Source organism: Pseudomonas sp. GM21 (assembly GCF_000282215.1).
Classification (GTDB): Bacteria; Pseudomonadota; Gammaproteobacteria; order Pseudomonadales; family Pseudomonadaceae; genus Aquipseudomonas.
Genome location: NZ_AKJS01000141.1, coordinates 59,259 through 69,015, shown reverse-complemented (window position 1 = coordinate 69,015; position 9,757 = coordinate 59,259). Strand labels below are relative to the sequence as shown.

The following is a 9,757-nucleotide window of genomic DNA, read 5'->3' as shown; positions in this document are numbered from 1 at the left end:
GCCGAACGCAGGCTTCGCCAGCTGCTACGGTCCGCGTTAAGGCTTAACTGATCGGCATTAGGGCAAGCCCGCTCCCACAGGTTTTTTTGTTAGCCGAAGAACCAATAGCAAACCCCGATGGCGCCCAGAACCCCGGCCAGTTCTGCCAGCAACGCACACCCTACCGCATGCCGCGCGCGCTGGATGCCCACCGCGCCGAAATACACCGCCAGTACATAGAACGTGGTTTCGGTGCTGCCCTGAATCGTGGCGGCCACCAGAGCCGGGAAGCTGTCTACCCCGGACGTTTTCATGGTCTCGATCAGCATTGCCCGAGCGGCACTGCCGGAGAACGGTTTGACCATCGCCGTCGGCAGCGCATCGACGAAGCGCGTGTCCCAACCGGCCCACTCCACCAGATGTCGAATCCCGTCCAGGCCGAAGTCCAGCGCGCCGGAGGCCCGCAGCACGCCCACCGCGCAGAGCATCGCCACCAGGTACGGCAGCAGGTTCTTGGCCACGTCGAAGCCTTCTTTGGCGCCTTCGACGAATGCTTCGTAGACCTTCACTTTGCGCAACGCGCCGATGATCAGAAACACCATGATCAGCCCGAATAGCGTCAGGTTGCCGAGGATCGATGACAGGCTCGCCAGAGCGGTCGCGGAGAGCGTCGCCAGCAATGCCATGAAGGCACCGAGGGCCAAGGCGCCGGGAATCATGTATGCCAGCACCACCGGGTCCCACAGGCGCAGACGCTGCATGACCGCCACCGACAACAGACCGACCAGGGTCGAGCAACTGGTCGCCAGCAGGATCGGCAGGAATACGAGGGTCGGATCGGGCGCGCCTTGCTGGGCGCGGTACATGAAGATCGTCACCGGCAGCAGGGTCAGGGAGGAGGCGTTGAGCACCAGGAACAGGATTTGCGCATTGCTGGCCACGGTAGCGCTGGGATTGAGCTCTTGCAGAGCCTTCATTGCCTTGAGGCCGATCGGCGTGGCGGCGTTGTCCAGGCCCAGGCCGTTGGCGGCGAAGTTCAGGGTGATCAGGCCGATGGCCGGGTGACCCGGTGGCACTTCCGGCATCAGGCGCAGGAACAACGGCCCCAGCGCTTTGGCCAGCCACTCGACGATGCCGGCCTTCTCGGCGATCCGCAGAAAACCCAGCCAGAGAGTGAGGGTGCCGAACAGCAGAACCATGACCTCCACCGACAATTTCGCCATGGCGAAAATACTCTCCACCATCGCCGCGAAGATCCCGGCGTTGCCGCCGATCAGCCATTGCGCCAGCGCCGAAACGGCAGCCACGATGAAGAAGCCAAGCCACAGGCCATTAAGCATCAGTCAAATCCCCCGGAAGATGCGGCGAATGATAACGGGGTCGCCAGAAACGACAAACCCCGGATTTCTCCGGGGTTTGATTGGTACTGCATCGGGGCCTTGGTGAACCCATTTCTAAGGGCTGGCCGCTCCCACAGGTTTGCGTTAGTTCTTGGAAATCTCGCCGGCTGGCAGTTTTTCCTTGCTGCGCCAGTGCGGCAGGGAATTCCAGTAGCGCTGACCCTTGGCGTCGTCGTACATGCCTTCCCAACGTGCGATAACCAGCACGGCGAGGGCGTTGCCGATCACGTTCAGCGCGGTACGGGCCATGTCCATGATGCGGTCGACACCAGCGATGAACGCCAGACCTTCCAGCGGAATACCGACGCTGCCCAACGTGGCCAGCAACACCACGAAGGACACACCCGGTACACCGGCGATGCCTTTTGAGGTGACCATCAGGGTGAGCACCAGCAGCAGCTGCTGGCTGATGGACAAGTCGATGCCGTACAGCTGGGCAATGAAGATGGCCGCGATGCTCTGGTACAGGGTCGAGCCGTCGAGGTTGAACGAATAACCGGTCGGCACCACAAAGCTGCAAATGGCTTTCGGCGCGCCGTAGGCTTCCATCTTCTCGATCACGCGCGGCAGCACGGTTTCCGAGCTGGCGGTGGAGTAGGCCAGCACCAGCTCATCCTTGAAGATGCGGATCAGCTTGATCACCGAGAAGCCGAACAGGCGAGCGATCAGGCCCAGCACCACAAAGGCAAAGAACGCGATGGCGAAGTAAACCAGCACCACCAGCTTGGCCAGCGGCAGCAGCGAGGCGAAACCGAAGTTGGCCACGGTCACCGCGATCAGTGCAAATACGCCGATCGGGGCGTAGTTCATGATCATGTGGGTGACTTTGAACATGCTTTCCGACACGCCCTGGAACATCTTCACCAGCGGCTCGCGCAGGTCCGATTGCAGGCTCGACAGACCGAGGCCGAACAACACGGAGAAGAAGATGATCGGCAGCATCTCGCCGCGAACCATGGCCGCGAAGATGTTCGACGGGATCAGGTTGAGGATGGTCTGGATGAACGCGTGCTCATGCTGAACCTCGGCAGCGGTGGCCTGGTACTTGGAGATATCCACGGTACCGAGGGTGCTCATGTCGATGCCGCTGCCCGGATGGAACAGGTTGGCCAACACCAGACCCACCAGAATGGCGATGGTGGTGACAATCTCGAAGTAGATGATGGTCTTCAGACCGATGCGACCGAGTTTCTTGGCGTCGCCGACGCCAGCAATGCCAACAATCAGCGAGGAGATGACGATCGGGATCACGATCATCTTGATCAGACGGATAAAGATATCGCCTGCCGGTTGCAGGACATTGCTGATCCACCAGGCTTTTTCGGCACTGAAATGGTTGAGCAGCGCACCGATTGCAATCCCCAATACCAGACCGATGACGATCTGCCAGGCGAGGCTAAGCTTTGCCTTCTTCATATCTTTACCCTTACTTGCGTTTGACTCAGGCAGAGACAGTCACTGGAACGCTTGTGGCGAAAAAGTGCGTGCATCTGCCCCCGTATAAGGAGCCCCGGAGCGCTTGTTATGGCTCTCTGGCAGGCGAAAAAAGGCGCAACTATTCCCATGCAAGGAAGCAACGTCTAATGCCGTAAATGCCTACCCTATGCCGAATCGGCATGAGCCTTTCTAAATGAAACGGGAGTCTCAACCCGTTTTGATACGACATTTCGGCAGCTAAAAGTACCGTGAACCGGCCATTTCAGCGGCGGTCGGGTATTTTGAGAACGAACGACACGGGACTAAAACTTGAGATAAAACCAACGTTTAGCCGCGAAAAATCGCTGTCATACGTAGGCATCTTTCTCGATATACGGTCGCAAGGAAACACCGCGAAATGCTTTTTGCGGAAAGGTAGCAGAAGAAGCATAGCGGCAATTGAGCAGAACGCTCATGGAGACTGCTTTAGCGAGTGAAGCTCTCCGCAAATTCGCCGATTCCTGTGACCGGGCGAACTTGCGTCGCAGCTTTGCCTGACCCGGCCCTTGCGCAGGCACTCCCTGTACCCGTAGGTCACTCCGACCCTGGAACAGTCAGAACGTCCCGACCCCATGGTCATGCGTCTACCTTCCTCGGGTAGCGCAGTGGAAAGAAGCATGTTGCTTCCTTCATATGACGAATTCAGTACCAGTTCGGATCTTTCTTCAGCTGTTCCATCAGCAAGCCCTGCATGCCCTGGTCCGGTTTGCCAAGGAAGCGGTAGTTGGCATGTCGCGTCGGCGACTTGTCGGCCGGCAGTCCTGCGGGCACTTCGACCAGCATGGCGTAGGCGTCTTCCTTGTCGAAACTGAAGGCCACAATCAAGCGTTCGTTCTGGCAGGTCGGTTGCGTTTGGCACAGCGGCCCGACCAGATATTTGTGGCCATTCTCTTCCACAGCAGTCATTTGCTCGGCATCACCAGACAGGTTCATTACCCATTCAGGCAAGCGTTCTTCCTTCTTCACTACGTGTTGCCATGTTTCACGGTATTGCGGGTCCGTAGTGAGCAATCCATTGACCCGCATCTGGCCATCATTGGCCGCCATCGCCATGGCACTACCGCCCAGAAGCAGGGCGGCTGCCAGTGTCTTAAACAGAACGCTCATGTTCACCCTCGACCGCGACGGCCAAAGAAGAAGGAAGCAATGAACATCACCAGGAACACGACAAAGAGAATCTTGGCGATACCCGTGGCGGTGCCCGCGATACCACCGAAGCCCAGTACTGCAGCGATGATGGCAATGATCAAGAATGTGATTGCCCAGCTCAACATGGTGATTCTCCTTACGCTTCATTAATTAGAGGTGTCACTTGTGGTGCTTGTCCCGGCGCAAGGAGCACGCCAAGTTCGGTTAACTAAAATACCCAGCGCTCCTGACGCGGCATCTCATCCAAAGGCTGCGCCTGGTCGACGTCCATCATCCGCATGGGGGCGATGTCGGCGAGGTTGCTGCTGGCGGCACTGAAGTGGGTTTGGGTCGGATGTTGAATCGACAGGTGTGGCGCCTCTGGCTGCTGGCTCTGCTCCCAGCGAAAGAACTGCTGGCCGGCGATCAACGTGATCAGCATTGCCAGCACAGCAAACAAGCCTTGCTGGATATGCAGCGGCGAGATATGCAGTTGGGCGGCACGGTAGCGAGTCATCCTGAAGCTCCTCCCACTTTGGTGGTGATCTTGTTAGAGGGCGTCGTATGGAAATGCCCTGATTACCCAGACCATTGCAGCGTGCATGCCAGTTTTTTTGAGCGAATAAAAACTAACAAAAACAATAAGTTATAAGTATTTGAAAAATCCTCCGCGACGCATCCTGCACGATGCTCCCTCCATGCTCGTGCGAAATGCACGATAAATTCAGGGGTGTCTGGAATTTTTTTGAATTGCGTGGCGCACGCAGATGTCAGAAAGGGAGGCGAGCATTCGCCTGAATTCGATTTTTATCTAAAAACCCATGCAATTCAGTCAATTAAGCAGCGCAGCAGCAGATAGCTACCCGACTGGCGCTGGAATGGATCAGAATCGACCATGCAACTTGCCCGATTTGTTCGGGACTAACCAAGATCAAACTTTAAAGGAGCGCAGGAACATGGAATCAGCCACGGTGCATCAAGGCCGCATTCTGTTGGTGGATGATGAGTCCGCTATCCTGCGAACCTTCCGCTATTGCCTCGAAGACGAAGGCTATAGCGTTTCCACCGCGACCAGCGCGGCCCAGGCCGATGCCTTGTTGCAGCGTCAGGTGTTCGATCTGTGCTTTCTTGATTTACGTCTGGGTGAGGACAATGGCCTGGATGTTCTGGCGCAAATGCGCATCCAGGCGCCATGGATGCGGGTGGTGATCGTCACCGCACACTCGGCCGTGGACACTGCTGTCGATGCGATTCAGGCGGGGGCCGCCGACTACCTCGTCAAGCCATGCAGTCCCGATCAATTGCGTCTGGCCACCGCTAAGCAGCTGGAAGTGCGACAACTGTCCGCCCGCCTGGAAGCCCTTGAAGGTGAAGTGCGTAAACCCAAGGATGGTCTGGACTCCCACAGTCCGGCCATGAAAGTGGTGCTCGAAACCGCCCGCCAGGTTGCCGGTACCGATGCCAACATTCTGATTCTGGGCGAGTCCGGCACCGGTAAAGGTGAACTGTCCCAAGCCATTCACGGCTGGAGCAAGCGTCAGAAGAAATCCTGCGTCACGATCAACTGCCCGTCCCTGACCGCTGAACTCATGGAAAGCGAACTCTTCGGTCACAGTCGTGGTGCCTTCACCGGTGCCAGCGAAAGCACGCTGGGGCGGGTCAATCAGGCCGACGGCGGAACGCTTTTTCTCGACGAGATCGGCGATTTTCCTCTGACGTTGCAACCTAAATTGCTGCGATTCATTCAGGACAAGGAATACGAGCGAGTCGGTGATCCGGTGACCCGTCGCGCCGATGTACGCATTCTCGCCGCGACAAACCTGAACCTTGAAGACATGGTGCGCGACGGGCGATTCCGCGAGGATTTGCTCTATCGCCTGAACGTCATCACCTTGCACCTGCCACCGCTGCGCGAACGCCGTGAAGATATCCTCAACCTGGCCGATCGCTTTCTCGCCCGCTTCGTCAAAGAGTACGCGCGCCCGGCCCGTGCCTTCAGCGATGAAGCCCGTGAGGCGCTCCTGGGTTATCGCTGGCCCGGCAACATTCGCGAGTTGCGTAACGTGGTGGAGCGGGCGAGCATTATTTGTCCGCAGGAGCGGGTTGAGATCAGCCACTTGGGCATGGCCGAAACCCCGGTTAACAATGCACCGCGCATTGGCGCGGCGTTGAGCCTGGATGAATTGGAAAAAGCTCACATCGGTGCAGTACTCGCCACGGCGGATACACTGGATCAGGCGGCAAAGACCTTGGGCATTGATGCCTCGACGCTGTACCGCAAACGCAAGCAATACAACTTGTGAGCTGTAACCGATGAAACTGGCGATGAAGCTGCGTACTCGGCTGTTCCTGAGTATTTCCGCACTGATCACCGTGGCGCTGCTCGGGCTTTTGCTCGGGCTGGTCAGCGTGATGCAGATGGCCGGCTCCCAGGAAGCGCTCGTTCGCAACAACTTCGCCACCCTCGACCTGGGGCTGAAACTGCGTCAGACCTTGGGTGATCAATTGATGGTCATGGTCAGCGAGAAGCCCGATCCCGTCAGATTCGAGTCGGCGAGGCAGCATTACATCCAGTTGCTCGATGAAGGCATCGCCCTCGAACAATCCGGCAATGGCGGCCCATACGGGTTTGAACAGGCCAAGGACGACTATCTGGATTTTCTCCAGGCCTACGGCCAGGCCTCTGACCCGGCCAAGGTGTTGAGTGGCAACGAAGCGCTCACGGAAAAATTCAACACGTTGCGCAACGGTCTACTCACAGAACACAAACGTGCGCTGGATAACATCACTGACACCGAGCGCCAGTCTCGGGAGCGCGCATTGCTGGTGGCTGGCCTGCTGGGGTTGGTGGGATTGGCGGTGTTGATCATTGGATTTGTGACGGCCCACGCGATTGCCCGGCGTTTTGGTGAGCCTATCGAAGCTTTGGCCCACGCCGCCGACAATATTGGCCAGGGCAATTTCGAGGTAACCCTGCCGATTTCGTCCGCCGTGGAACTGAACCTTCTGACCAAGCGCTTCGGGATCATGGCCGAGGCATTGCGCGAGCACCAGGCCACCAACATCGACGAACTGCTCGCCGGTCAACAACGCCTGCAAGCGGTGCTCGACAGCATCGACGACGGCTTGTTGATGATCGATCGTGAAGGCCATCTTGAACACCTCAATCCGGTAGCTCAACGTCAACTGGGTTGGGACACCGATCGCCTGGGCCAGGGCCTGGGCGCGGCCCTTGATCGTCCGGAACTGGATGAACAGCTGCAACTGGTGCTGCGTGGCGGCACGCTGGAGCGTGCGCCGGAAGATTTGAGTATCGAGGTCGATGGTGAGTCGAGGTTGCTGACCTATAGCCTGACCCCGGTCATCCATACCCAAGGTCATATTCTTGGCGCGGTGATGGTGTTACATGACGTCACCGAACAGCGGGCATTCGAACGGGTACGCAGCGAGTTTGTCTTGCGGGCTTCCCATGAGCTGCGAACACCGGTCACTGGCATGCACATGGCTTTCGGTCTGTTTCGCGAGCGGGCGAAATTTCCTCAGGATTCCCGCGAAGCGGACCTGCTGGATACCGTCAACGAAGAAATGCAGCGCTTGATGCAGTTGATCAACGACCTGCTGAATTTCTCTCGCTACCAGAACGGATTGCAGAAACTGTCCCTGGCGCCATGCTCCATCGAGGATCTGCTGACGCAGGCCCATGCCCGCTTTGCAGATGCCGCGACAGAGCAGGGCATCGAATTGCGGGTAGAAGTGCAGGGGCCATTGCCCCGGTTGCAGGCCGATCAACCGCAACTCGACCGGGTGCTCGACAACCTCATCGACAACGCTTTGCGCCATACCGCGCGGGAAGGGTTGATTCGGTTGCAGGCCCGGCGCCATGGCGAGCGGGTGATTATCAGTGTCGAGGACAACGGCGAAGGGATTGCCTATGGGCAGCAAGGGCGAATCTTTGAGCCCTTTGTCCAGGTTGGCCGCAAGAAAGGGGGGGCCGGGCTGGGTTTGGCACTGTGCAAGGAAATCGTGCAATTGCACGGTGGGCGGATGGGTGTCTATTCGCGGCCGGGGCAGGGTACGCAGTTCTACATGGCACTGGCGGTATAAGCCGTTTTCACGCCTCGTCATTTACGCGTCGGCCAGCCTTTCGCCGACCGCGGGTAATCAGTTCGATGAACTGCACGGAGCTCAAGGCGTGGGCGAACAGCCAACCTTGACCGAACTTCACCCCTTCGCTGCATAGAAACGCGGCTTGCGCTTCATGTTCGATGCCCTCGGCGATCACTTTGAGTTGCAGTGCTTGTGCCATGTGGATGATGTGCGGTGCGACGCCGCTGCTGGCGGCGTCATGGCCCAGAGCATCGATAAACGCCTTGTCGATCTTCAGGCAATCCACCGGCAAGGTTTGCAGGTAGGCGAGGCTGCAATAGCCAGTGCCAAAGTCATCGATCAGCACTTGATGCCCGACATCGCGCAACGCTTGCAGGTTTTCCCGGGCCACCACCACATCAATCAATCCCCGCTCTGTCACTTCGAAGGCAATCTGCTGCGCGGCGACCCGGTGCAGGGTCAGCAGGCGGGCCATTACTTGACCGATACGCGGCACCATTACATCGCATGCAGCGAGATTGACCGAGATGTACAACTGCGGGTTAGCGCGTAGCAGTTGCCCCAATTGTTCGAGCAGGCGTTGCAGCACGAAGTCGGTCATTTGCCGGATCTGGCCGGTGTTTTCCGCCATCGGGATAAACAGGTCGGGGCTGGTCAATGTGCCGTCTGGCCTTCGCCAGCGCAGCAACGCTTCGGCACCGACACAGTTGCGGCTGTCGAGATCGAAGATCGGTTGATAAAGCACCTGCAGCTCGCCTCGTCGTATGGCGCCGTGCAGTTCGGCGTCCAGCGACTGGCGTTGGCGCACCAGCAGAAACACCAGAAAACCCACAATCACCCCCAGCATCAGACTGGCAGGAAGCAGCCACCACCACACCGCTGGCACGTGCATGACCGTGCGCGGTGTGATCAATACCAATTGGTATTCCGGATTGTTGGTCGGCATGTGGTAAATCAAGCGGGTTTGCGTGACTTGCAGTGCGTCGCGACTTTTGGGGACCCAGGATTCCGTCGGTGGCCAGACTTGGGCTGCACCCAATACGGGAATCGCGCGCGTTCCGCGGTCCAGCACCACTAGCAGGCTGCTTCCAGGCGTCAAGTCGACCATGTCGGTCAAATGTCCGCGAGACGTTGCCACCCGGAAATTTCCCCTTCCAAGCATCAGCGCGGCACGGTTTTCATCGGGTTCGGTGGTGGTGTTCAGCCAATAGCTGTAGGTGGGGCCTTTGATGTCGGGAGGTCGCAGCAGCGAAAGCCCTTCCCGACGAGGACGGTTGGAGCACAAGCGTGAATCATCGACGTAAGCCGCTTCGTAAACGAAGCGGTAGTTGAAGCTGACCTGTTGCAACGTTGCGATCAATTCGGCATCGCAGCCTCGAAGTGGCTGGGATTCGAGGTCGTCGAGGCTTTCGCGCAGCTGCCCGAATAGCTGTTCCAGGCGGGCGAGAAAACGCTCGCCCTGAGCGTTCATTTCCTGGCTTTCGTTCTGTTCAACCTGATGCATCGCCACGAACAGACTGCCGGCGATCAACAAGGTCGCGCTCAGGGCAGCCGCCAGCATCGCCAAAAACCAGGGACGATAGAACCAGCTACGTAGTGTCTCGCGCTCTACAGCCATCATTGATATCCGAAGAATTACCAATGAGTTATAGCTGCTGATTGGGAAA

General features: G+C 58.1%; 8 protein-coding genes. 2 read left to right on the top strand and 6 right to left on the bottom strand.

Features of this window, described 5'->3' with window-relative positions; genetic code table 11:
• Positions 1 to 89: 89 nt before the first annotated feature.
• The 5 genes from PMI22_RS06330 to PMI22_RS06350 all read right to left on the bottom strand — a co-directional run bounded on the left by PMI22_RS06330 (position 90) and on the right by PMI22_RS06350 (position 4,500).
• Complete coding sequence (locus PMI22_RS06330; RefSeq protein ID WP_007947962.1) at positions 90 to 1,319, bottom strand: nucleoside recognition domain-containing protein; 1,230 nt, start codon at positions 1,317 to 1,319, stop codon at positions 90 to 92.
• A 144-nt stretch (positions 1,320 to 1,463) separates the two neighbouring features.
• Positions 1,464 to 2,795, bottom strand: coding sequence for a glutamate/aspartate:proton symporter GltP (gltP, locus tag PMI22_RS06335; protein ID WP_007947961.1), 1,332 nt, complete (start codon positions 2,793 to 2,795; stop codon positions 1,464 to 1,466).
• 702 nt (positions 2,796 to 3,497) lie between these two features.
• On the bottom strand, positions 3,498 to 3,962 hold the full coding sequence (locus tag PMI22_RS06340) for an inhibitor of vertebrate lysozyme family protein (RefSeq protein WP_007947960.1): 465 nt from the start codon (positions 3,960 to 3,962) through the stop codon (positions 3,498 to 3,500).
• Positions 3,963 to 3,964: 2 nt separating this feature from the next.
• The gene (locus tag PMI22_RS30825) at positions 3,965 to 4,129 is read right to left on the bottom strand and encodes a DUF1328 domain-containing protein (RefSeq protein WP_003177151.1); all 165 of its coding nucleotides are present in this window, start codon (positions 4,127 to 4,129) and stop codon (positions 3,965 to 3,967) included.
• An 83-nt stretch (positions 4,130 to 4,212) separates the two neighbouring features.
• Positions 4,213 to 4,500 (bottom strand): hypothetical protein, encoded by a 288-nt coding sequence (locus PMI22_RS06350; protein WP_007947959.1) that lies wholly within the window; start codon positions 4,498 to 4,500, stop codon positions 4,213 to 4,215.
• A gap of 439 nt (positions 4,501 to 4,939) precedes the next feature.
• Between PMI22_RS06350 and algB the strand changes: the two genes are divergently transcribed.
• Together algB and PMI22_RS06360 are read left to right on the top strand one after the other, a co-directional pair.
• The gene (algB, locus tag PMI22_RS06355; RefSeq protein ID WP_007947958.1) at positions 4,940 to 6,286 is read left to right on the top strand and encodes a sigma-54-dependent response regulator transcription factor AlgB; all 1,347 of its coding nucleotides are present in this window, start codon (positions 4,940 to 4,942) and stop codon (positions 6,284 to 6,286) included.
• Positions 6,287 to 6,296: 10 nt separating this feature from the next.
• Complete coding sequence (locus PMI22_RS06360; RefSeq protein WP_007947957.1) at positions 6,297 to 8,087, top strand: KinB sensor domain-containing domain; 1,791 nt, start codon at positions 6,297 to 6,299, stop codon at positions 8,085 to 8,087.
• A gap of 7 nt (positions 8,088 to 8,094) precedes the next feature.
• Here the strand turns inward: PMI22_RS06360 and PMI22_RS06365 are convergent, their stop codons facing one another.
• Positions 8,095 to 9,708 carry an EAL domain-containing protein gene (locus PMI22_RS06365; RefSeq protein WP_033049581.1) on the bottom strand — a complete coding sequence of 538 codons (1,614 nt, stop codon included), beginning with the start codon at positions 9,706 to 9,708 and terminating at the stop codon, positions 8,095 to 8,097.
• Positions 9,709 to 9,757 lie beyond the last annotated feature (49 nt).